The 23,731-nt window shown below is 60.1% G+C and carries 22 protein-coding genes and 1 pseudogene; 15 read left to right on the forward strand and 8 right to left on the reverse strand.

Annotated elements, in window-relative coordinates:
- Nucleotides 1-43: 43 nt before the first annotated feature.
- The 5 genes and pseudogenes from I6J72_RS03950 to I6J72_RS03970 form a co-directional block, all read right to left on the reverse strand.
- Entirely contained in the window at nucleotides 44-724 is a 681-nt protein-coding gene (locus tag I6J72_RS03950; RefSeq protein ID WP_204099998.1) for an FMN reductase, read from the reverse strand.
- Nucleotides 725-1,039: pseudogene (locus I6J72_RS03955) on the reverse strand (5,10-methylene tetrahydromethanopterin reductase); the annotation flags it as partial. It abuts the gene before it with no gap.
- 152 nt (nucleotides 1,040-1,191) lie between these two features.
- Nucleotides 1,192-1,914 carry a CBS domain-containing protein gene (locus I6J72_RS03960; protein WP_204099999.1) on the reverse strand — a complete coding sequence of 241 codons (723 nt, stop codon included), beginning with the start codon at nucleotides 1,912-1,914 and terminating at the stop codon, nucleotides 1,192-1,194.
- Nucleotides 1,915-2,021: 107 nt separating this feature from the next.
- Complete coding sequence (locus I6J72_RS03965; protein WP_204100421.1) at nucleotides 2,022-3,611, reverse strand: inorganic phosphate transporter; 1,590 nt, start codon at nucleotides 3,609-3,611, stop codon at nucleotides 2,022-2,024.
- Nucleotides 3,612-3,944: 333 nt separating this feature from the next.
- Nucleotides 3,945-4,838, reverse strand: coding sequence for a neutral zinc metallopeptidase (locus I6J72_RS03970; RefSeq protein WP_039675667.1), 894 nt, complete (start codon nucleotides 4,836-4,838; stop codon nucleotides 3,945-3,947).
- 202 nt (nucleotides 4,839-5,040) lie between these two features.
- Between I6J72_RS03970 and aspS the strand changes: the two genes are divergently transcribed.
- From aspS to nusB, 15 genes are all read left to right on the forward strand, one after another.
- A complete protein-coding gene (aspS, locus tag I6J72_RS03975) occupies nucleotides 5,041-6,846 on the forward strand; it encodes an aspartate--tRNA ligase (protein ID WP_204100000.1) in 1,806 nt (601 codons plus the stop codon).
- Between the two features lie 213 nt (nucleotides 6,847-7,059).
- Nucleotides 7,060-8,217: a phosphotransferase gene (locus tag I6J72_RS03980; protein ID WP_204100422.1), complete on the forward strand. Its 1,158-nt coding sequence runs from the start codon at nucleotides 7,060-7,062 to the stop codon at nucleotides 8,215-8,217.
- Nucleotides 8,217-9,575: a replication-associated recombination protein A gene (locus tag I6J72_RS03985; RefSeq protein ID WP_204100001.1), complete on the forward strand. Its 1,359-nt coding sequence runs from the start codon at nucleotides 8,217-8,219 to the stop codon at nucleotides 9,573-9,575. Before I6J72_RS03980 ends, I6J72_RS03985 begins: the two co-directional genes overlap by 1 nt.
- A gap of 67 nt (nucleotides 9,576-9,642) precedes the next feature.
- On the forward strand, nucleotides 9,643-12,330 hold the full coding sequence (alaS, locus tag I6J72_RS03990) for an alanine--tRNA ligase (RefSeq protein WP_204100002.1): 2,688 nt from the start codon (nucleotides 9,643-9,645) through the stop codon (nucleotides 12,328-12,330).
- A gap of 29 nt (nucleotides 12,331-12,359) precedes the next feature.
- Nucleotides 12,360-12,908, forward strand: coding sequence for a Holliday junction resolvase RuvX (gene ruvX, locus I6J72_RS03995; protein ID WP_204100003.1), 549 nt, complete (start codon nucleotides 12,360-12,362; stop codon nucleotides 12,906-12,908).
- A 22-nt stretch (nucleotides 12,909-12,930) separates the two neighbouring features.
- The gene (gene mltG, locus I6J72_RS04000) at nucleotides 12,931-14,124 is read left to right on the forward strand and encodes an endolytic transglycosylase MltG (protein WP_204100423.1); all 1,194 of its coding nucleotides are present in this window, start codon (nucleotides 12,931-12,933) and stop codon (nucleotides 14,122-14,124) included.
- 6 nt (nucleotides 14,125-14,130) lie between these two features.
- A complete protein-coding gene (locus I6J72_RS04005; RefSeq protein WP_204100004.1) occupies nucleotides 14,131-14,931 on the forward strand; it encodes a shikimate dehydrogenase in 801 nt (266 codons plus the stop codon).
- 74 nt (nucleotides 14,932-15,005) lie between these two features.
- Nucleotides 15,006-15,398: a prepilin peptidase gene (locus I6J72_RS04010; RefSeq protein WP_204100005.1), complete on the forward strand. Its 393-nt coding sequence runs from the start codon at nucleotides 15,006-15,008 to the stop codon at nucleotides 15,396-15,398.
- A gap of 51 nt (nucleotides 15,399-15,449) precedes the next feature.
- On the forward strand, nucleotides 15,450-16,661 hold the full coding sequence (gene aroC, locus I6J72_RS04015; protein ID WP_204100006.1) for a chorismate synthase: 1,212 nt from the start codon (nucleotides 15,450-15,452) through the stop codon (nucleotides 16,659-16,661).
- Nucleotides 16,658-17,167, forward strand: a complete 510-nt coding sequence (locus I6J72_RS04020; protein ID WP_204100007.1) for a shikimate kinase — start codon at nucleotides 16,658-16,660, stop codon at nucleotides 17,165-17,167. Before aroC ends, I6J72_RS04020 begins: the two co-directional genes overlap by 4 nt.
- Nucleotides 17,168-17,208: 41 nt before the next feature.
- Nucleotides 17,209-18,279: a 3-dehydroquinate synthase gene (aroB, locus tag I6J72_RS04025; protein WP_204100008.1), complete on the forward strand. Its 1,071-nt coding sequence runs from the start codon at nucleotides 17,209-17,211 to the stop codon at nucleotides 18,277-18,279.
- A gap of 32 nt (nucleotides 18,280-18,311) precedes the next feature.
- A complete protein-coding gene (gene aroQ / locus I6J72_RS04030; protein WP_204100009.1) occupies nucleotides 18,312-18,737 on the forward strand; it encodes a type II 3-dehydroquinate dehydratase in 426 nt (141 codons plus the stop codon).
- A 44-nt stretch (nucleotides 18,738-18,781) separates the two neighbouring features.
- The gene (locus I6J72_RS04035) at nucleotides 18,782-19,873 is read left to right on the forward strand and encodes a Xaa-Pro peptidase family protein (protein WP_204100010.1); all 1,092 of its coding nucleotides are present in this window, start codon (nucleotides 18,782-18,784) and stop codon (nucleotides 19,871-19,873) included.
- A gap of 127 nt (nucleotides 19,874-20,000) precedes the next feature.
- Nucleotides 20,001-20,564, forward strand: a complete 564-nt coding sequence (efp, locus tag I6J72_RS04040; protein ID WP_039675637.1) for an elongation factor P — start codon at nucleotides 20,001-20,003, stop codon at nucleotides 20,562-20,564.
- A gap of 1 nt (nucleotide 20,565) precedes the next feature.
- On the forward strand, nucleotides 20,566-21,093 hold the full coding sequence (gene nusB, locus I6J72_RS04045) for a transcription antitermination factor NusB (protein WP_204100011.1): 528 nt from the start codon (nucleotides 20,566-20,568) through the stop codon (nucleotides 21,091-21,093).
- A gap of 58 nt (nucleotides 21,094-21,151) precedes the next feature.
- Here nusB and I6J72_RS04050 read toward each other — a convergent pair whose 3' ends face one another.
- From I6J72_RS04050 to I6J72_RS04060, 3 genes are read right to left on the reverse strand one after another with little or no spacing between them, the layout of a single operon-like run.
- Nucleotides 21,152-21,916 carry an amino acid ABC transporter ATP-binding protein gene (locus tag I6J72_RS04050; protein WP_304505309.1) on the reverse strand — a complete coding sequence of 255 codons (765 nt, stop codon included), beginning with the start codon at nucleotides 21,914-21,916 and terminating at the stop codon, nucleotides 21,152-21,154.
- Entirely contained in the window at nucleotides 21,916-22,854 is a 939-nt protein-coding gene (locus I6J72_RS04055; RefSeq protein ID WP_204100012.1) for an amino acid ABC transporter permease, read from the reverse strand. The genes I6J72_RS04050 and I6J72_RS04055 overlap by 1 nt, the downstream gene beginning before the upstream one ends.
- Entirely contained in the window at nucleotides 22,847-23,728 is an 882-nt protein-coding gene (locus I6J72_RS04060) for an ABC transporter substrate-binding protein (RefSeq protein WP_204100013.1), read from the reverse strand. The genes I6J72_RS04055 and I6J72_RS04060 overlap by 8 nt, the downstream gene beginning before the upstream one ends.
- Between the last annotated feature and the right edge of the window lie 3 nt (nucleotides 23,729-23,731).

Below are 23,731 nucleotides of genomic sequence, written 5' to 3' on the forward strand. Positions count from 1 at the left end.
TAAGTAGCGATTCACGATAGTACCGAGTACCGTAGCCGACTGCTTAGCCCGGTTGGCCGTTGTGGTCAGCCAGGAGCGCGCGGAATCCCGTCGGATCGGAGTCACTCCCGGACGCTGTGTCGGTGCCGGTTTCTGCCCGGGATTTTTCACCCAGCGGACCTGCCAGGCCAGCGACACGGTCGCGGGGGCGAACCATTAAGTCGGCTAACTCGCGCGCGGCCCGTTCAATGCGTTGCTCAGTGCGCGCACCTTCCGCAGTGCCGTAGTCCTCCGTGGCGTGGAAAACGCCAGTCGGCACCACCGTGGCGTGCAGATAGTTAAGGAGCGGGCGCAGGGCGTAGTCCAACACCAGCGCATGCCGGCTGCAGCCCCCAGTCGCTGCGATAAGGGTAGGCAGACCATTGAGTGCGCGCGGCTGAAAGGTATCGAAGAACATCTTGAACAGGCCTGAATAGCTGCCTTGGAAGACGGGGCTCACGGCGATGAGGCCATCTGCCTGCATTACTGCGGATTGTGCCGCCTCGAGGTGGGGAGTAGGCGAGCCCCAGTTGGTCATCGAGTCAGCCAATTCTCCGGCCAGCTCACGCACCTCCACCACCGTCACGTCCACGCCCTCGCCGCGGGCAGTGACCTGGGAGGCGGTGGCGGCGGAGAGGGCGTCGGCAAGCGCGCGCGTCGTAGAAGGTGAGGACAAACCTGCCGTGACGACAACCAATGAACGCACCTATTTCTCCTCTCCTGGGCTGATCAGTGCATGCAGCGCGTAGGAAGCGAGCGCGCCGTGCGTCGGCGGATCAGAAGGTACATGATCCGGGCGGCGCTGCTCAAAGCGGCGGCGCAGCTGCGGAACCACCTGTTCTACCGTGCCCACCGTCAGCGGGGTCTGCGCAGTGAACTCCTCCAGCGAAGGGCCGTGACCATAGACTGGGGCGTTGTCGAAGTAGGGACGGAAGAAGTCCTTGGCGTCCTGCTCCGTGGAGCCAATAAAGACCTGGCCACCCAAGCCCACAATCGCCTGGTCTGCCCGGCCATGGCCATAGAAAAGATCACTGCGCCCGCCAGCCTGGTGCTGGAGGAAAGCGTAATCCTCGGCGAGGCGGATGGGGTCTTGTGTGACGTCACCCATGCTAAAGATTCCGAATTGCATGCCAACTCCTTTCTGTGGCATGACAACAAGGGTGGGGTGAGGGATTATTCCCACTCGAGGGCGTCGACAAGCACGGCCAAGTCCGCAGGTGTGGCGATGCCTACTGGGCGCTGCGAAGGCTTGCCGTGTTCAGTAAAGAGAACCGCGCTTGGGTGCGTGCCGTCCTTGGTCGGTTCGGTGAGAACATCGACGACCTCCTGGGCCGTGGCGGTGCGAGGAAGGAACTCGGCGCGGTCTTTGCGTTCCGTCATGGCGAGCACTGCGCTTACCGACGCCGCACTGATCGCACCATCTTCCCCCAAATCCGCCGCTACCCACCGCGCGATGGCATTGGTAGTCAGCAGTGCAGTAAACGTACCGGAGTCATAAACGGGGATTTGTGAGTATCCGGTCTGGTTGATGAGAGCGAGGGCGTCGAGGATGTCCGCATCTGGATCTAGAATGGTCACCTCGTTGTGGGGTAGAAGCGATAGCGCGGTGGGCGGGTCAGTGAGCAGGCGCTGAAGGTTTTCCAGTTGGTTGACGACCTGTGGATGTGGGGTAGCAATGGGCTCATCGCCGTAGTAGCGGCCATGCGCGATGGCGTTGCGCAGGGCGGAAATATCCTTGAGTTGCTCCGCTTGGCGTTTGCTGAGGAGGTGTTTGTCGTGGGCGCGATCGACCATCCACCAAAAGGAATCTGAATTCTTCGCGCCAATGGTTTGGCGCAGGAACTGTTCAATGTCGTTGAAGGCCGCAAAGAAGCGCGTCAAGGAGTTCTCGCTCATGGAACCCCAGTGTACGGACCGCGGTGTGGGTGGGACGCTTCGAAAACGGCGACACCGCCGCGAGAATCCGTAAGGATTCGCGGCGGTGTGCGGAAAGGAGCGGTAGCTTAGAAGACCACGCGCAGGATGGAGACGGTCACGGCGGCGATAGCCGCGGCGGCCGGCAGGGTGATGACCCACGCCAGGGCGATGGGCTTCATCAGGTTCCAGTTGGCGGCACGGTTGACAATGCCCACGCCCAACACAGCACCAATGAGGATGTGCGTGGAGGAGACCGGCAGACCCAGCAAAGATGCGGCCATGACCACGGCGGCAGCTGCCAGCTCGGCGGCGAAACCTGAGGATGGGTGCATCTTGGTCAGTCCGGAACCGACAGTCTGGATAACGAAGCGGCCAATGAACCACAAACCGGACACCAGGGCAATGCCCATGGCAATCATGACTGGTAGCGGCACGGACACCTCGTCCGAAATTTGGTTGGTTTGCATCACGTCAAAGACTGCGGCAAACGGGCCAATAGCGTTAGCGATATCGTTCGAACCGTGGGAGAACGCGAAGGCGGACGCGGTAAACACCTGCATCCAGGAGAAGAGGAGGAAGGTCGAACGGGACAGGGACTTGTTCTTCAGGGAACGAGCGAAAATGAACACGGCCATCCAGACTGCCGCGCCGACCATGCCCATGACGAGGAGGTTCTGCAGGGTTGTGAAGTCGACACCGGTGTGCTTGAGGCCCTTGAACAGCACCATCGCGGAAATGATGATGGCGCCCAGAGCAGCGAGCAGCGGGACCCAATTTTCTAGGGCCTTGTGCGCGTGAACATCATCCAAGTCCTTGTTGATTTCGTGCAGGTCGCGGTAGTACTCGGACTCCAGAGCATCGGGGTCGTAATCATCCTCGGACGTCAGTGCTGCGTCACGAGCCATGGCGTTGGTGTAGGAAATCTGCTGCAGTTCGTTCATGCGCTCGAAGCGAGTCTTGTGCTCCTTGCGCAGCTCTGCGCGGCGGGTCTTGATTTCGCGCAGACGCTCATCAGCTGCCTCGTTGTAGACGAGGATGGAGCTCTTAATCCACTTGAACAGCAGGTAGGCTGCGATACCGCCGAGGACCGGGGAGAGAACCCACGAGAAGGCGATGGTGCCGATGCCGCCCCACTGGACCATGTCCATACCGCCCTTGCCGGTGATGAAGCCAACGGTAAGCGCAGCGCCGACGATACCGCCGACGATGGAGTGAGTCGTCGACACTGGCCAGCCCATGCGGGTGGCGACGAGAAGCCAGATGGCTGCACCGAGGAGCGAGGACATCATGATGTACACGAACTCCATTGGGTCCAAACCGTCGATGGCGTCTAGGTCAACGATGCCGGATCGCACGGTATCCGTGACCTCACCACCGGCGAGAATAGCGCCGGAGACCTCGAAGACGGCTGCCACGGCCAAGGCCTGCTTCATGGACAAGGTGCCGGCACCTACGGAGGTACCGAAGGAGTTGGCTACGTCATTGCCACCGATGTTGAAGGCCATGAAGAGGGCGAAGACGATGGCGGTGACCAAAAGGATGCGGTTGGCGCCCTCGGCAACCTCGCCGTTGCCCCAAATAATAAAGAAGATGAGAGTTCCGGCGGTGAGAACGCCGAAGAACAGGTGCCAGATCCAATCCCTGTTCTTGCCGTTCACGGTCTCTAGGTCCGGCATCGTCGGTGTGGCGGTGCTCAAAACGTCGTTCCTTTCTGAGAACAGAGCCTAGCGAGGTAAATCGCAGGCTCAATGAAGTAATAAAAGATAGAGCGGTACCCACCACGAGCCGGCGGGAACTTGGATAGCGTAAGAAACCTAGGTGGCCAGAAAGTGAACGAGCTATGTCGGCAGTCCTAAATGTTATTGAGTAAATGCCCTAGGAGGTGTGCGGGGTTGCCACACCTTGTGACAATCCTCGTTTCACACGAAAAATGTGCACAGCCCTATTTAAGCAAGGCTGTGCAAAGTGAGAGGGAAGGCAAGGCTGCTGGCGCGCCAACTTAACTACAGCTAGGACTTGTAGACTCCACGCTCCAACGTGTCGCATTGCGCCATTTTGCCGGACTCGTAGCCCGCCAAGAAGGCTTTGGCGCGGTCCTCGGAGGAGCCATGCGTCCACGTATCCGGGCGTACCTCGCCGCCAGAACGACGCTGAATGTTGTCATCGCCCACCGCACGAGCAGTGTTAACAGCATCAGTGACCTGTTGTTCAGTGATGGTTTCTAGGAGGGCATCATCACCTTCGTCTGCGTAGTGTGCCCACAGGCCTGCGTAGCAATCTGCCTGCAGCTCAATCTTGACCGCATTGGAGTCCTCGCCGGGGTCGTTGTAGTTGGAAAGGCTCAGCGTTCCTTCAAGCTTTTGGATGTGGTGACCAAACTCGTGAGCGACGATGTACATCTGTGCCAGCGGCGCATTTTCGCCTCCGAAGTTGCGAAGCTGATCAAAGAACGCGGTGTCGAAATAGGCAGACTCATCGGCAGGGCAGTAGAAGGGGCCGGTGGCGCCGGAAGCTTGGCCACAACCAGAGACCGTCGTGTTGTTGAAAATGACGCGGCCTGGCTCGGAATACTCCAGGCCCGCCTGCTCCGGAAGCTGCTTCGCCCAGACTTTATCTACTGACTGTGCCGCAAACATGACACGGCAATCGTCGTACTTGTTGCCGTCTTCTGCAGTCTGGCAGTGTGCGAAGGCATCCTCGCCGCCTTCTTCGGGGCCTACCTGAGTTTGGTCAGGCTGTGTTTGATCAGTGGTGAGCGCTCCCGGGTCGCCGCCCAGCAGGAGGTACAGGCCAATAAGGAGGAGGGAGCCCACGCCGCCGCCGGTAGCAATCATTCCGCCACGGCCGCCACCGCCTGAGCTGGCTCGCTTGCCGTCGAAACTTGCGCCAGATTTGAAAGTCATGAAACAGATTCTGCCACACGCAGAGTGGCTTGGCTGTGGTTCATGGGGAGCTGCGTCGAGACGGTGCCTGGCCCCCGCGCTGAGCGCGTCTGGAGGGAGCGGTAGACTTGGGCTGTTCAAATTCTTGTGCTCCTCGGCGCGTGCTGTTTACGCGTGGCGTGGGTGGGCATGAGCGTCAACAATAAGAAGGGATTGAACGAACGTGCTGCGTACACATCTGGCAGGCGAACTGCGCAAGGAGCTGGCGGGGGAGACCGTCACGCTGACTGGTTGGGTAGCCCGTCGCCGCGACCATGGCGGTGTTATCTTCATCGACCTGCGTGACCGCTCCGGCGTTGCCCAGGTTGTCTTCCGCGAAACCGAGGTGGCCGAACGCGCTCACGACCTGCGCTCTGAGTACTGCGTGAAGGTCACAGGCGTGGTTGAGCCCCGCCCGGAAGGCTCTGCAAACCCGAACCTTGCCTCTGGTGAAATTGAAGTCAACGTCACCGAGCTCGAGGTGCTCAACACGTCTGCAGCGCTCCCGTTCCAGATCGATGACCCCTCTTCCTCCGGTGAGGTAGGCGAAGAGACTCGCCTGAAGTACCGTTACCTGGATTTGCGTCGCGAGCGCCAGGCTGAGGCCCTGCGCCTGCGTTCTGCAGCCAACCGTGCAGCCCGACAGGTGCTGGATAGCCACGACTTCACCGAGATTGAGACTCCTACTCTGACCCGTTCCACCCCGGAAGGTGCTCGTGACTTCCTGGTTCCGGCGCGTCTGAAGCCGGGCAGCTGGTACGCCCTGCCGCAGTCTCCGCAGCTGTTCAAGCAGCTGCTCATGGTGTCTGGCATGGAGCGCTACTACCAGATCGCTCGCTGCTACCGCGACGAGGATTTCCGCGCTGACCGCCAGCCGGAGTTCACTCAGCTCGATGTGGAGATGTCTTTCGTTGACCAGGACGATGTTATTGCCCTGGCAGAAGAAATTGTGTCCGCTCTGTGGAAGCTCATCGGCTATGAGATCAAGACCCCGATTCCACGCATGACCTACGCCGATGCCATGAAGTACTACGGCTCTGACAAGCCGGACCTGCGTTTTGACATCAAGATCGTGGAGTGCACCGACTTCTTCAAGGACACCACTTTCCGCGTGTTCCAGAACGAGTACGTCGGCGCTGTCGTCATGGAAGGTGGCGCTTCTCAGCCACGCCGCCAGTTCGATGCCTGGCAGGAATGGGCCAAGCAGCGCGGCGCCAAGGGCCTTGCCTATATCACCATCGCTGAGGACGGTACCTTGGGTGGTCCGGTGGCTAAGAACATTACCGATGCCGAGCGCGAGGGCATCGCGGAGCACGTTGGTGCCAAGCCGGGTGACGCTATTTTCTTCGCTGCGGGCGACACTAAGTCTTCCCGCGCACTGCTGGGTGCGGCGCGTGGCGAGATTGCTAAGAAGCTCGATCTCATCAAGGACGGCGACTGGGCCTTTACCTGGGTTGTCGACGCACCGCTCTTTGAGCCTTCCGCAGATGCCACGGCATCCGGTGATGTTGCTCTGGGGCACTCGAAGTGGACTGCTGTCCACCACGCCTTTACCTCCCCGAAGCCGGAATACCTCGACACCTTCGATAAGGAGCCGGGCGAGGCCCTCGCGTATGCCTACGACATTGTCTGCAACGGCAACGAGATTGGCGGCGGTTCCATCCGTATCCACAACCAGGACGTGCAGAAGCGTGTCTTCGATGTGATGGGGATTGGTGAGGAAGAAGCCCAGGAGAAGTTCGGCTTCCTGCTCGACGCATTCCAGTTCGGTGCACCGCCGCACGGCGGCATCGCCTTCGGCTGGGACCGTATCGTCTCCCTTCTGGGCGGGTTTGATTCCATTCGTGACGTCATTGCCTTCCCGAAGTCCGGTGGTGGCGTGGATCCGCTGACCGACGCCCCTGGCACCATCCCAGCGGCACAGCGTAAGGAGACGGGTGTCGATTTCAAGCCGGAGAAGGCCGCAAAGGCTGAGGCCAAGGCAGAATAGGCCTTTATCTGGTCTATGAACGCAGTCCACAATCACATGATCTGCCTCTAGCCACGTGTGCGTGCGCGTCGCCTCCTTGATGAGGGGGCGCCGTGCCGCGTGGTCGAGAGGCGAGTATCATGATTGGGCCAATGACAAGTGGAGGCAGACGAGCCAGTGAATGCTGTGGAGCAGGAATCAGTCGAAAACAGCGTGGTCGAGGAAGCATCGCAGATGCTGTCCCGCCGCTTCGGCGGTGAACCGGAGCTGAGTGATATTGAATCTCTCGGTGGTTCCGGCAACGCCGTCGTGCTGCGCGCACGAACCACGCCAAGTGCCTTCTTTCCTCACCGCTCGGTCGTCATCAAATACAACCCGGTTACCGGCCACACTATCGACGATGCCGCCCTCTTGCGCGAAGTAGTGGCGTATCAATTCACCACCTCTCTGTCGGAAGAGGTGCGCCCGGGGCCGGTGTTGTTGGCGCATGACGTCGACAAGCGCATTCTCGTGCTGTCAGATGCTGGCGATGGCGATACTCTTGCCGATACTCTCACGCGAAGCGATGAGAACGAGCGCCGCGATCTGCTTCGCAGGCTCGGCAGCGCGCTCGGCAAAATGCATGTCGGAACGGCAAGCCGCAAAGAGGATTATGATGCGTTGCTCAATCGTCAGCTGCGCAAGCACCCAGAGTATGCCGAGCACCAAGCGCTGCGTGATGACTCTCTGCAAAGTTCTATCCTCATCGGCGCTGATATCCTCACCGAAGCCGGTATAGAACCCCCGGAACACGTGCTGGAGTTGGCCCGCACAGCTACTGGGAACCTGAGCTCGGGACGAATCCGCGCCTTTACCCCTTTTGACCTCTCCCCAGACAACATCATTGTGGGACACACCCTGACCTTCTTGGACTACGAGTGGGCAGGTTTCCGCAACGTCGGCTTTGACGTGGCTTGTGTGGTGGCCGGCTTCCCGCAGTTCCTCTTTACGCGCCCCATTAGCGATGAGGAAGCAGAGGTGTTTATCCACGCCTGGCAACGACGCATCGTCGATGTCTGGCCGCAGTTGGCGGATGAGCAAACACTGCATGAGCTGCTCGTCGCCTGCCTCATTGGTTGGGCTTTTTCCAGCGTCACAACGATGTACGCGGGCGGCATCGAAGGTGTGGTGGCGTTGTCGGAGGGCAATGCGGACATCAACCATGACCCGCAGCGCTCACTCCTGCGGCCGTCGGATCGGGGCCCATTTACCGAAGATGAACGCCTTATTCGGCGCGACCTGTACGAGACCTTCGAAGCGCTGTCACGTTTTGCCGCGCTGTGCCCCAATGACATGTGCGCAGACGTTGCGGAGTTTAGTGGCCGCGTCGCTCATCGTTTGCAGGATTCCTAATGGGTCAGGATTCCCTCTTCGGCGATGATACCGCCACGTTCCGCCCGGCTGCGGCGGGCGCAGACATGTTTGCCACGCACTCCGGCTCGCCCCTCGCTGCTCGTATGCGCCCACAGAGCCTTGAAGAAGTAGTGGGGCAAGAGCACCTTCTGGAACCGGGGACCCCGCTGCGCCGCCTTGTGGAGGGCTCCGGGGAAGCCTCCGTTATTCTCTATGGTCCTCCCGGAACGGGTAAAACCACCTTGGCGTCACTCATCGCGTCCTCCCTGGGAGATAACTTCATTGGCCTTTCTGCTCTGGATTCTGGAGTCAAGCAAGTCCGTGAGGTTATTACGCACGCCCGTCGCGAGTTGATCGAAGGCCGCCGTACCGTCCTCTTCATCGACGAGGTTCACCGCTTTTCAAAGACCCAGCAGGACGCGTTGCTTGCTGCCGTCGAAAACCGCACCGTTCTCCTTGTGGCTGCGACCACGGAGAACCCCTCATTTTCAGTCGTAGCGCCGTTGCTATCGCGCTCCCTTCTGTGCCATTTGCAGCCGCTTGATGATGCTGCCCTCCGCACCCTCGCCGAACGTGCGCTCACCAGCGAGCGGGGATTGGATGGGCGTATTACCGCAAGCGACGAAGCCTTGGATCAGCTCGTGCTGCTGGCTGGGGGAGACGCCCGCCGCACGTTGACCTACTTGGAAGCCGCAGCGGAGGCCGTACCGGATGGCGGGGAACTGACAAGTGAGGTTCTCACCGCGAACGTTAATCGCGCAGTCGTGCGTTATGACCGCGACGGCGACCAGCACTATGACGTGGTGTCCGCCTTTATCAAGTCCATCCGCGGCTCTGATGTCGACGCGGCGTTGCATTACCTTGCCCGCATGGTCGAGGCAGGGGAAGACCCCCGGTTTATTGCTCGAAGGCTTATCATCCATGCCTCTGAAGACATCGGCATGGCGGATCCCACGGCCCTTCCCACCGCGGTGGCTGCCGCGGAGGCCGTAGCGCTCATCGGACTGCCGGAGGCCCGCATTCCGCTGGCCCAAGCCACCATTCACCTGGCCACCGCGCCGAAGTCCAATTCCGTCATTAATGCCATCAATGCAGCCCAAGCTGATGTCCAAGCTGGCAAGATTGGCCACGTCCCCGCTCATCTGCGTGATGGCCATTACGAAGGGGCGAAGCGCCTCGGCAATGCTGTGGGTTATATCTATCCGCACGATGATCCCCGGGGAGTCGTCGCGCAGCAATACATGCCGGATGCGCTTGGTGACGCCACGTATTATCACCCCACTGACCACGGTGCGGAAAAGCGCGTGCGTGACTATTTGGGAAGATTGCGGGACATCATTCGGGGGCGGCGTCGATAAGCATGCCCCACGACGGGTAAAGTTGAGCGCTGACTAGAAACGACTCAACAGTGAAGGACTTTTGCTCGTGAAGACTCATGAGATCCGGGAACGATTTACCCAGCACTTCGTCAAGGCCGGCCACGAAGCCGTGCCCAGCGCGTCGTTGATCCTGGATGACCCGAACCTGCTCTTCGTCAACGCCGGCATGGTTCCCTTCAAGCCCTACTTCCTAGGCCAGCAGAACCCACCGTTTGCCAATGGCACGGCTACCAGCATCCAGAAGTGCGTGCGCACCCTGGACATCGAAGAGGTAGGTATCACCACCCGTCACAACACCTTCTTCCAGATGGCGGGTAACTTTTCCTTCGGTCAGTACTTCAAGGAAGGCGCTATTACCCACGCCTGGACGCTGCTGACAAACTCCCTTGACGAGGGCGGTTTGGGCCTTGACCCAGAGCGCCTGTGGGTTACGGTCTACCTCGATGACGATGAGGCAGCCGACATCTGGCATACCAAGATTGGTGTTCCCCGCGAGCGCATTCAGCGCCTCGGAATGGAGGATAACTACTGGTCCATGGGTATCCCCGGACCTTGTGGTCCGTGTTCTGAGATTTACTATGACCGCGGCCCGGAGTACGGCAAGGACGGCGGCCCCATCGAGGACGATAACCGCTATATGGAGATCTGGAACCTGGTCTTCATGCAGAACGAGCGCGGTGAGGGCATCGGTAAGGGCAACTTTGAAATCGTCGGCGAGCTGCCCAAGAAGAACATCGATACCGGCATGGGAATCGAGCGCGTGGCCTGCATCCTGCAGGGCGTGGACAACGTCTATGAGACGGATCTGCTGCGCCCGGTGATCGACGTAGCTGAGGAGCTTACCGGTGCGACGTACGTTCCGGATGCACCGAAGGAGGACCTCATCCGCTTCCGCGTGGTGGCTGACCACTCGCGTACCGGCATGATGCTGATCCTCGACGGAGTGACCCCGGGTAATGAAGGCCGCGGCTACATCCTGCGCCGCCTACTGCGCCGCATCATCCGGTCCGCCAAGTTGCTCGGAGCCCAGGGTGAGACCATGGAACGCCTGATGAACACCATCATGGACACCATGACTCCGTCCTACCCCGAGATCGCAGACAACCGCGAGCGCATCCTGCGCGTGGCCGTGGCAGAGGAAAAGGCCTTCCTTAAGACCCTGGAGTCCGGCACCAAGCTTTTCGACGAAGCCGTGGATGAGCTCAAGAACACCTCCCGCGCGGCCACCCCGAAGGTGCTGTCCGGAGAAAAGGCCTTTGAGCTGCACGATACCTATGGTTTCCCCATCGACCTGACGCTTGAGATGGCTCAAGAAGCTGGTCTCAGCGTGGACATGGACGGCTTTGATGCCGCTATGGGTGAGCAGCGCCGCCGCGCCAAGGCCGACAGCCAAGCTAAGAAGCACGGCCACGCAGACCTCTCGCTCTACCGCGACTGGGTCGATAACAACCCGACCGTCTTTACTGGCTACGAGACTCTTGAGTCCGATGCCAAGGTCATTGGTCTGGTTCGCGATGGCGAGAAGGTTTCCGAGGTTCAGGCGGGAGATACCGTTGAGGTGATTTTGGACCAGTCACCGCTCTACGCCGAGGCCGGTGGCCAGACCGCTGACCGCGGCCGCATCCTCGCGGGGGAGACCCTGCTTGAGGTCAATGACGTCCAGAAGGTAGGCAAGAAGCTGTGGGTACACAAGGCCACGGTGACCGCCGGCGGACTCGAACTGGGCAGCGGTGTTACCGCTGAGGTGGATGAGCAGTGGCGGCACGGAGCCGTCCAGGCCCACTCCGCGACCCACCTCATCCACGCTGCTCTGCGCCAGGTGCTTGGCCCCACCGCTGTCCAGGCTGGCTCCTTGAACCGTCCGGGCTACCTGCGCTTTGACTTCAACTACACCGAGCAGCTCACCCCGGAACAGCTGGAGGAGATTGCCCTGGTGACCAACCAGGCCGTCGACCAGCACTTCCCAGTCCACACCATCGAGACCACCCTGGATAAGGCCAAGGAAATGGGCGCGATGGCGCTCTTTGGAGAAAACTACGGCTCCGATGTTCGCGTCGTGGAGATGGGCGGGCCTTTCTCCATTGAGCTCTGTGGTGGTACCCACGTGACCAACACGTCCGAAATTGGCCCTGTCTCGGTACTGGGAGAATCCTCCGTGGGCTCCGGTGCTCGCCGCATCGAGGCCTACTCTGGTTTGGATGCGTTCCGCTACTACTCCAAGGAAACCGCTTTGGTGGAAGGCGTATCCCGCGAGCTTAAAGTTCAGACGGAGGACCTCCCAGAACGTATTGCGCAGCTCACCGAGAAGCTTAAGGCAGCAGAGAAGCAGATCGCGGACCTGCACAAGGCCCAGCTCATGTCCCAAACTGCGGACATGATTGCGGGTGCGACCGACATTAACGGTTTCTCCGTTATTTCCGTCAAGCTTCCCAACGGCGTCAACGGTGGTGATTTGCGCACCTTGGCCTCCGATATCAAGAACCGCCTGGGTGATGCCGCAGGCATCGTGGTGCTCGCCTCTGAGAATGAGGGCGGCAAGATGCCGTTCATCGTCGGCGCGACCAAGGCCGCCAATGAACGCGGAGTTAAGGCAGGAGACCTGGTGAAGACCATCTCTGGCTATGTCGACGGCAAGGGTGGTGGCAAGCCCGACATGGCCCAGGGCTCCGGTGCCGACGCCGCAGGTCTTGAGGCAGCCTTCAACGCCGTACGCGACGAGCTGTCTGCCCTGTAAACGCCGTCCCAGCCCAGAGGAGGAACTGCATGGCCGTTGAGCCGGACAAACCTGGAGTAGAGGACCCGGGCCCAGGCCGCCGTCTGGGCCTTGACGTCGGTACTGTGCGTATCGGCGTGGCCGTCTCAGACCGCGAAGCCCGCTTGGCCATGCCAGTGGAAACCGTGCCGCGCGAAACCGGCTTTAAGGACCGCGATCAGGGCGATATTGACCGTCTTCTTCAGCTCATTCGCGAGTACGAGGTTGTGGAGGTAGCCGTTGGGTTGCCGCGCGATCTCAAGGGCAATGGCTCTAAAAGCGTGAAACATGCCAAGGAAATAGCGTTTCGTATCCGCCGCCGCTTGGCAAAAGATGACACGATGAAGACACCTCCGCCCGTGCGCATGGTGGATGAACGCCTCACCACGGTGGTGGCCACCTCTGCGCTGCGGGCCTCTGGTGTATCAGAGAAGCGTGGCCGCTCGGTTATTGACCAAGCTGCTGCCGTGGAAATTTTGCAATCTTGGCTGGATGCGCGCGATGTCGCGTTGAACGGCCACCAGCCTTCACAACTAGGAGACGAAGTACGTGAGCCGTAACCCTTCACGCATCGGACGCTCGATGGAGCCCCACCACGTCAAACGCCGCCAACGCGGAATGGCTGTGCTCATTGCCAGCTTGGTCCTTATCATCGGCGCTCTTGGCTACATCGGATTCCGCCTTTTAGGAGGAGGCAGCAGCTTGGATTATGAAGGCCAAGGCAATGGCGCGGTCCAGCTCATTGAGGTTCCGGAAGGTTCATCGATGGGTGAGCTGGCCCCAGAACTTGCGGAAAGAAACGTGGTCAAGACCCCGGAGGCCTTCTCATCAGCTGCCAATAGCAATCCGCGCGCAGGCCAGATCAAGCCGGGCTTTTACCGCCTTCAGGAAGAGATGAGCGCGAAGTCAGCCGTGGAGGCGCTGCTGGATGATGCCAACATGGTCGATCTGCTCGACGTCCAGGGAGGAGCCACGCTTCTCGACGTCAACGTGGTCGGCGGCGATGTCCGCTATGGTATCTACTCGCTAATTTCCCAGGTCTCGTGTACGGAGGGCGGCTGCGTTTCCGCTGAGGATTTGGAGAAGATCGCCGCGACCGTGGATCCGGCGGAGCTGGGAGCCCCGGAGTGGGCCCTGGATGCTGTCCGTGCTCGCGGTGAGGACCCGAAGCGTCTGGAGGGACTCATTGCCCCTGGTCAGTACGTTCTTGACCCGAACATGGATGCCCAGGAGATCCTCACTGACCTCATTACGCGCTCAACGAAGAAGTACAACGACACTAATATTGTCGAGCGAGCCCAGGCCATTGGTCTGACTCCCTATGAGTTGTTGTCCTCTGCGTCCTTGGTGGAGCGCGAGTCCCCGGCGGGCGAATTCGATAAGGTTGCCCGCGTCATCCTCAACCGTCTTGATGAACCTATGCGCCTTGAGATGGACTCCACGGTGAACTATGGCCTGGAGGACGTTGAGCTGGCCACCACCGACGACGATCGCCACCGCGAAACGCCGTGGAATACCTACGCTAAGGATGGTCTTCCGGATACTCCAATTGCATCGCCGTCCAATGAGGCTATTGAGGCAATGGAGAACCCGGCGGAGGGTAATTGGCTCTTCTTCGTCACCGTTGACGGTGATGGCACCACTGTGTTTACCGATAACTACGATGAGCATCTTGCCAACGTCGACGATGCGGTACGCTCTGGCATCCTCGACAGCCAGCGTGAGGCCGAGGGCGCTGGTGCTGCACCAGGCGACGCCCCAGCAGAGGAGCACTAAGCCCCGATGCCGCGCGCCGCAGTCCTGGGCAGCCCCATTGCCCACTCCCTGTCCCCGGTTCTCCACAATGCGGGCTATGCCGCCCTGCAGCTTGAGGACTGGGAGTACACGAAGTTCGACGTCACTGACTTGCCGGCCTTCTTGGCGACGGTGGGTGAGGAGTACCTCGGCTTCTCGGTAACGATGCCGCTCAAGTTTGATGCCCTGACCTGTGCAGACATCGTGAGTGAGCGCGCTGAGCTCATCGGCTCAGCCAATACACTCGTGCGCACCGATGACGGGTGGCGAGCGGACAATACCGATACCGAAGGGGTGCTCGGCGCGCTCGCGGAACTGCTCGGCGAGGCAGAACCAACGTCGGCCTTGCTTATTGGCGCAGGTGGCACTGCACGCCCAGTGCTGTGGGGGTTGGCCCAGCGCGGCGTCACGGATGTCACGGTGCTCAACCGCTCGGATCGCCTCGCGGAGTTGCGCCCGCTTGCCGACGCCCTCGGGCTCAACCTCCGAGCCATCACCTTCACCGAGGACCTCGTGGGCGTGGCCCGTTCGGTCGATCTCATCGTTTCGACCGTTCCCTCGGTGGCCCTAGACGGCTATCTCACTCAGCTGGCGAAGGCTCCTGTGTTTGACGTCATCTATGATCCCTGGCCCACGCCGCTTACCGTGTATGCGGCTGCCGATGGTTTTGCCACTGTTGGCGGCCACATCATGTTGGCACACCAGGCCTTCTCGCAATTCGAGCAGTTTACTGGCCATACCGCTCCGCGCACGGAGATGCTCGCGGCCCTCAATGCCGCGCTGGCCTAGCCTTCTGGTAGCAGCTTTCTAGCACTTGCCTTCTGGCGCGCACGCAGAACTGGTACAGGGTAAGCTCGCTGCCCATGGGGGTTCTTGTATTCCTGGCGTGGGGGTGCGCCTTAATCATCTTTGACATCCGTTTCAAGCGGCTGCCCAATTACCTCACTCTTCCTGCAGCGCTGATATCGCTGTGGTGGTTCAGCCCAGTTGGGTTGATATGGCCTGGGCTCTATATTGCGCTGGCGCTTGCCACCCAGCGCGGCAGCATCGGCGGCGGGGATCTCAAGCTGGCGATCCCGCTCGGCATGGCAACAGCCCACGTTGGGGGAGTGATAGGGGTTCTGGGGGCGATCATGGGGGCGTCGATAAGCACGGTGCTGTGGGGCCTCGTGATGCGGGATCGCGCACCGGCACACGGCCCTGGCATGCTGATCGCCACAGGGCTTGTCTTGATTTTCAGCCCCGACACGGTGTGATACACAGCCCAGTGGCATCAAATCCACACCTGGCGTGCGATAATGTTGCGCATGCTTCGTTGGACTACCGCAGGTGAATCCCACGGCCAAGCGCTCATCGCCATGATGGAGCACATGCCGGCGGGGGTGCCTGTCTCTCAGAATGACATCGCTCTCCAGCTTTCTCGGCGGCGCCTTGGCTATGGTCGCGGCGCACGTATGAAATTTGAGGCTGACGATCTCACCCTGCTTAGCGGCATCCGCCACGGTCGAACTCTGGGCAGTCCCATTGCGATCATGATTGGCAATACTGAGTGGCCGAAGTGGACCACCATCATGTCTCCAGATGCGCTGGATATGGAGGATCCGGAGGTAGCCAAGGCGATGAATTCCGGCCGCGGCGCCCCTTTGACGCGCCCGCGCCCGGGGCATGCTGATTTTGCCGGCATGGTGAAGTTTGGACATGAGGAGGCTCGCCCTATCCTGGAACGTTCCTCGGCTCGTGAGACGGCTGCTCGTGTGGCGGCCGCGACCGTGGCCCGTAATTTCCTGCGCGAGACCCTTGGCGTCGAGGTGCTCTCCCATGTCATTTCCATTGGTGCCTCTGAACCTTACGAGGGGCCGCACCCCAGCTTTGATGCCCTTGAGGATATCGATGCCTCCCCGGTGCGTGCCTTTGATAAGACTGCCGAGGAGTCCATGATTTCTGAGATCGAATCCGCCAAGAAGCAGGGCGATACCCTTGGCGGCATCGTGGAGGTCATCGTTGAGGGCCTCCCCATTGGGTTGGGCTCCCACACGTCCGGTGAGGACCGCCTTGATGCACAGCTTGCGGCTGCTCTTATGGGTATCCAGGCCATCAAAGGCGTCGAGGTCGGTGACGGTTTCGAGGAGGCTCGCCGTCGCGGCAGCGAAGCTCACGATGAGATGGTGCCTGCGGAAGAAGGCGTGGAGCGCGAAAGCAACCGTGCGGGCGGCCTGGAAGGTGGCATGACCAATGGTCAGACCCTGCGTCTGCGCGCGGCGATGAAGCCGATTTCCACTGTGCCGCGCGCACTCAAGACTGTCGATATGACTACCGGTGACGCCGCGACAGCTATTCACCAACGCTCAGACGTGTGTGCCGTGCCGGCAGCCGGCGTCGTGGCTGAGGCCATGGTGGCACTCGTACTCGCGCGCGCTGTGCTGGAGAAGTTCGGTGGTGACTCCTTGGAGGAGACCAAGCGCAACATCGCCTCATACCAGGAATATGTGGCGCGCCGCCTCGAGTGGGGTGAGGTATGAGCTCCCCACACGTTGTCCTCGTCGGCCCACCGGGTGCCGGGAAATCCACCATCGGCCGCCGCCTTGCCCGGGCATTGAATTGCGACCTCGTGGATTCAGATGAGCTTATCGAGGCGCGCTATGACAAACCTTGTGGAAAGGTTTTCTCCGAGCTGGGCGAACCTGCATTTCGCGAGGTCGAGGCCGAGGTTGTCCGAGAGGCATTGACGACCAAAGGCGTCGTCAGCCTTGGCGGTGGCGCCGTGCTGACTCAGTCCACGCGCACACTGCTGGATAACCTCAACGTTGTCTTCCTCGATGTCACCCCAGAAGAAGGCGTGGCACGCACCTTGGGAGATAGCAACCGCCCGGTTCTCGACTCTGCAGACCCGCTTGCACATTATGCCCAGCTGCTCGAAACCCGCCGTCCGCTCTACGCGGAGGTCGCTGACCTCAAGGTGCGCACCGGCGTGCGCTCCCCACAGCAGGTAGTGGGCGACATTCTGAGCTTCCTCGAATCGCTGTAATCCTCTCCCCGCGCCCGCATTCAACAAGGAGCGTTCCCACCATGCACACCATCTCAGTCAACGGACCATCGCCCTACGACGTCACCATCGGCACGGATTTGAGTCAGAGCATCGTGGAGCGCGCCGCATCCATTGGCGCCGCTAAGGTAGCTATCATCCATCAGCCTCCGCTTACTGCTGCCGCCGAAGCTTTAGCCGCCGCTGCAGCCGAACATGGGCTGGAGGCCACTGTGGCCGAGGTTCCCGACGCCGAAGCGGCCAAGCAGCTCGACGTCTTGGCCGACCTCTGGGACGTGTTGGGCAAGGCCGGATTTAGCCGCCGCGACGCCGTCGTGGGTCTTGGCGGTGGAGCCGTGACAGACCTTGCCGGTTTCGCGGCAGCGACCTGGATGCGCGGTATCTCCATCATCCAGGCGCCGACGACGCTCTTGGCCATGGTGGATGCAGCAGTGGGAGGGAAGACCGGCATCAATACCGCCGCTGGTAAGAACCTCGTGGGTGCATTCCACGAACCTGACTCGGTATTTGTGGATCTGGATCGGCTGCGCACTCTGCCGGAGGATGAAATCGTGGCGGGTTCAGCCGAGATCATCAAGACCGGCTTCATTCACGATCCCGTGATTATCGAGCGATACCTCGATTATCCAGCCGCCTGCCTTGATCTGGACGGTTTCCTGCCCGAACTAATTGAGCGTTCCATCGCCGTGAAGGCACACGTTGTGGGCCAGGACCTCAAGGAATCTGGCTTGCGGGAAACCCTCAACTACGGCCATACCTTCGGCCATGCCGTGGAGCGCCGTGAAAACTACATCTGGCGCCACGGACGCGCAGTTGCGGTGGGCATGATGTTCATTGCCCATCTATCGCGCGCTCGCGGTCTCATCAGCGCTGAGCTGGTCCAGACGCATCGCGATATCCTTACCTCCGTAGGGCTGCCCACATCTTATGAACAAGGGCACTTCGAGGAATTGCTTGACGCTATGCGCCATGACAAGAAGAATCGCGACGGCCAGATCCGCTTTGTAGCCTTGACTGGAATCGGGGAGACAACCCGCATTGAAGACGCTAGCGACAACGAACTGCGTGCCGCCTACGCGCAGCTCAGCGCTTAAGACCCCAACCATCGCATCCGCAGGAGAACATCATGCCCATCCTTGTGCTCAACGGCCCCAACCTCAACCGCTTGGGAAAGCGCCAGCCGGAGATTTACGGCAGTGAAACTCTCGAGGACATCGAGAAGCGTATGCGCGCAGCAGCCGGGCAGGAGGAGATTATATTCTTCCAGTCCAATCACGAAGGTGAACTCATCGACTACGTGCACCGCGCCGCAGATGGGGGCTGGCCGGTCATAATCAACCCCGGCGGCTTTACCCACACCTCAGTGGCCCTGCGCGACGCGTTGGCGGAGGTCGCCGATGGCGCAGGTTTCGTTGAGGTGCATCTATCCAACGTGCATGCACGCGAATCCTTCCGCCAGCATTCTTATCTCAGCCCCATCGCCCGTGGCGTCATCGCTGGGCTGGGTTCCTATGGCTACATCGCGGCTCTGAGGTACTTCGTGGCGGATTAGCTATCATGGAGTATCGCCTTTAGGAAGATTGGAGTGGTTCTCTCATGGCACTAGCCGATACTCGTTTTAGCAACCGCCGCCGCAGGCTAGCCTCGACGCTGGCTGGTCAGCGCATCGACGGCGTTGTCATTACGCACTTGACACACGTGCGCTACCTGACGGGTTTCTCCGGCTCCAATGGTGGGCTGCTGCTGCGCAAGGATCTCTCCGCTCTGATGGCCACCGATGGCCGCTACACCACCCAGATCGCAGATGAGGTTCCGGATATCGAGGCCGTGTTGGGCCGCGACGTAGGACCGCATCTTCTTAGCCAACTGGACGGCGAAATGCGAGTGGGCTACGAGGCGGATTATGTGACCGTGTCACAGCTTAAGCGCATGGAAGAGGCTGCGCCTGAAGGCGTCACGTTGGTGCCAGTAAGCGGGGTTATCGAAGATATCCGCCTCATCAAGGACCACATCGAGCTGCAGAAGCTTGAAGAAATCGCCGCTTTGGCTAACCAGGCTCTTACCGAGCTCATCGAGGCAGGTGAGGTTGCCGCTGGCCGCACTGAGCGCCAAGTTGCTGCGGATTTGGAATACCGCATGCGCATGCTCGGTTCGGAGCGCGTCAGCTTCGATACCATCGTGGCTTCTGGTGAGAACTCCGCGAAACCTCACCATGGTGCTGATGACCGTGAGCTACGCAATGGCGATCTCGTCACCATCGATTTCGGCGCCCATCTCCGTGGGTTTAATTCAGACTGCACCCGTACCTTTGTGATCGGTGAAGTGACTGAGTTCGCCCAGGAGATCTACGACATCGTCCTGCGCGCACAGGAAGCGGGCGTGAAGGCGTCGGTGCCGGGAGCCTCGCTTGTCGACGTCGACGCGGCCTGCCGCGACATTATTAGCGAAGCCGGCTATGGCGAGTATTTCGTCCACTCCACCGGCCACGGTATTGGCCTCGATGTTCACGAGGGGCCGTCGGCCGCGAAGACCGGGACGGGTGAACTGGCCGAAGGTATGACCCTGACCATCGAGCCGGGCATCTATGTCCCAGGTAAAGGTGGAGTACGCATCGAAGACAGCCTCATCATCACCTCCGGTGCACCGAAGATTATTACTGCCTACCCGAAGGACCTGCAGGTGCTTTAGGCTCCCTGGCAGCCGGGAGGAGCTGGAGACATTCCAGCGGCCCTACCTACAGTACTCATATGCCGTACGGTATGCTTAGACACTGTTTTCATAGTTTCTACTTCAATGTGTTCAGGAGAGTCATTTCATGGCAGATACCACTGACTTCAAGAACGGCCTCGTTCTGAAGATCGACAACAAGCTGCAGCAGATCGTTGAGTTCCAGCACGTAAAGCCGGGCAAGGGCCCTGCCTTCGTGCGCACCAAGCTCAAGGACGTGGTCTCCGGCAAGGTAACGGATAAGACCTTCAACGCTGGTGTCAAGGTGGAGACCGCTAACGTAGACCGCCGCGACATGACCTACCTGTACAACGATGGCCAGAACTACGTGGTCATGGATGACAAGACCTACGAGCAGTTTGAGCTGCCGTTTGATAAGTTCGGTGACGCCGGCAAGTTCCTGCTGGAGAACATGCGCGTGCAGGTCTCCTTCCACGATGGCGAGGCTCTCTTTGGCGAGCTGCCGATTTCCGTTGATCTCAAGGTCGAACACACGGAGCCGGGCCTGCAGGGTGACCGCTCCAACGGTGGCACCAAGCCGGCCACCCTGGAAACCGGTGCTGAGATCCAGGTTCCGCTCTTCATCGAAATTGGCAACATCCTGAAGATCGATACCCGTACTGGCGAGTACCTCTCCCGCGTCAACAACTAAGATGACCCAGCCTGAGCCAAACTATAAGCGCCACACCGCGCGCTACCGTGCGCGCCGTCGTGCCGCCGACATCCTCTTCGAAGCTGAGTCTCGCGACGTTGACCCTGTAGCTATCGTCGAAGACCGCGTGGTTCTTGCCCGTGACCCAGAGAACGGTGTTGCTCCCATCGCTGACTACACCCGCGTCATTGTGACGGGTGCCGCTGAGGAGCTCGACTCCATCGACGAGGCTATCGCCCGCTTCCTCTCTGATGAGTGGTCACTCGAGCGTATCCCGGCAGTCGACCGTGCAATTATGCGCGTGGCTGTGTGGGAGATTCTCTTCAATGAGGACGTCCCGAACGCTACTGCACTCGTCGAAGGCGTAGAGCTTGCTTCGGAGTACTCCAACAATCAGGCCGCGCCTTATATCCACGCGGTGTTGGATGATGTTATCCAAGCACAGTCTGCTGATAACCCGATGGCTTCTTCATCCGAAGAAGCCGAGGATGAGGGCACAGAAGAGACGTCGGATTCTTCCGATTCTTAAAAGCAAAAGTCCGGCCAGATCATGACAATCTGGCCGGACTTTAGTCGTTTTACGCTGCTTAGAGCAGCGAGGATAGGAAATCCTTGGTGCGCTGGTGCTGCGGGTTGTCTAGGACCTCCTCCGGAGTGCCTGACTCGACGACGGTGCCGCCGTCCATGAAGAAGATCTTGTCTGCAACCTCGCGAGCGAAACCCATCTCGTGGGTAACGACGAGCATGGTCATGCCATCGGCGGCAAGCTCCTTCATGACGCGCAGGACCTCGCCCACGAGCTCGGGGTCGAGGGCGGAGGTGGGTTCGTCGAAAAGCATCAGCTTGGGTTCCATGGCCACAGCTCGGGCAATGGCGACGCGCTGCTGCTGGCCACCGGACAGTTGCACCGGGTAAGCGTCAGCCTTGTGGGCTAGCCCGACCTTGTCCAGCAGCTCCATGGCACGTTCCTTAGCCTGCTGGGGATTCTGCTTCTTGACCTGGATAGGTGCTTCAATGAGGTTCTCGAGAACCGTGCGGTGGCTAAACAGGTTGAACTGCTGGAACACCATGCCGATGTCTTGGCGCTGAGTGGCGGCCTCCTTTTCGGAGATCTCATAGAGCACGCCATCGCTTTCACGGTAGCCAATGATCTCTCCGTCAATGTAGAGACGCCCCGCCGTGACTTTTTCCAAGTGATTGCAGCAGCGTAAGAACGTGGACTTACCTGAACCAGACGGGCCCAGGAGACATGCAACCTCACCTGGCATGACGGTGATGTCGATGCCCTTGAGCACCTCCAGCTGGCCGAAGGACTTGTACACGTTTTGCGCGGAAATCATGGGAGTCGGCATTACTTCTTAACCTCCGGGATGACGGATACGTTGCGTGGGATGGTGCCTTCGGCGTCGGCAAGCGCGGCAAGTTGGCGGCCGGTGAGTTCACGCGTAGCTCCGCGCTCAAAGCGGCGCTCGAGGAAGTATTGGCCCACCATGAGGAGGGAGGTGATGACGAGGTACCACGTGGCAGCGACCATGAGCAACGGAATGGGCTCGAAGAGAGCGGCCGAGATATCCGTTGCGCGGCCAAAGATTTCTGCCGTGTAGGGGATGGCCACGACCAAGGACGAGGTTTTCAGCAAGGAGATGAATTCGTTGCCGGTCGGTGGGATAATGATGCGCATGGCCTGTGGCAGAACCGTGCGGCGCATGGTCATCCACCAGCCCATACCCAGCGCCTTGCAGGCCTCCTTCTGACCTTCCGGAACCGAGGAAATACCGGAGCGCACAATCTCGGCCATGTAGGCAGCCTCATTGAGACCCAAGCCCAGTACGGCGAGCAGGAAAGCATTGGTGAGCACGGCGGTAAGAGAAATCTCCGTAAAGCCCAAGTTGATGGATTGATAGAGGGCAGACAGCAAACCCCAGAACACCAGCTGGACATAAATAGGAGTGCCGCGGAAGAGCCACAGGAAGACCCAGGACACGCCCCTGAGCACCGGGTTAGGGGACATGCGCATAACGGCGAGGGCGGCGCCACCCACAACGCCGATGATCATGGCCAAGATAGTAATGGCGATGGTGTGCAGGGCCGCAGTGGCGATGCGGGTGTCGAAGAGATACTGCGCATATGTGCCCCACCCAAAGGCCTCATTGCGGGCCGAGGCAATAATGAACCAGACGGCCAAGAGGATAAGAACAGTCGCGAAAACCCAACGCCAAGGATGGCGGAGCGGACGGGCCTCGATTTTAGGCGGGGGTGTAGACGTTGCCGGAGAGGAAGAGTTAGTCATTGATCGGCCTTTCATTAATCATGGCGTGCTCGACGAGGCCCTCGTCGACGCCCCATTGTTGAAGAATCTCCGCATATACGCCGGTGTCGATAAGGTGCTGGAACGCCGCGGCCACAGCAGGGCCCAAGTCGGAGTCCTTGGGCACTGCGAAGCCGTAGGGGGCGGCGTCAAACATCTCGCCGACCATCTCCATGCGGCCGTCCGAGCGGTTCACCGACCAAGCAGAAACGGGGGAGTCGGCAGAAAGCGCATCGACGCGGCCCATGAGGACGGCGAGGGCGGCATTGTCGCTCGTGTCATACGGCAAAATAGTGAGGTCACCGTTGCATGCTTCCTGCTTGGGGCGGAGGTCATCAGTCTCCGACACGGTGGTGCGCTGAACCGCAACTGTGAGGCCACAGGGGTTGGAGGGGTCGACCTCGCGGGGCCCATCGGTAAGGGCGGCCCACTGGATACCGGCGTAGAGAATATCGACGAAGTCAAAGTTTTCTCGGCGCTCGGGAGTGTCTGTAAAACCAGAACCGCCGAGGTCAACTTGGCCTGACTGGACAGCTGGGAGAATCATGGAAAAGTCTTGCTCAACTGGTTGAAACTCTAAGCCCAGTACCTGTGCTACGGCATGTGCCAGATCCATCTCGAGCCCGATAATGGAGCCGTCCGAGTCCTTGAACTCAAAAGGTGCGAAAGGTGGGTTAGTGCCCACAGTGAGGACACCGTCGGCGTCCTCATACATGGCAGCGATTTCAGGGACCTCGTCGACGTTGGGTGCGGTCCACCCTTCCGGAAGCGCGGGTTCCTCGTTGGTGACGCAGCCAGAGAGCATGGCTGTCACCGCCAGCCCAGCAGCGCCCACGACGGCCGTGGTTTTCTTCATGGC

The sequence above is a fragment of the Corynebacterium sp. FDAARGOS 1242 genome (assembly GCF_016889985.1).
GTDB classification, from domain to species: domain Bacteria; phylum Actinomycetota; class Actinomycetes; order Mycobacteriales; family Mycobacteriaceae; genus Corynebacterium; species Corynebacterium minutissimum_B.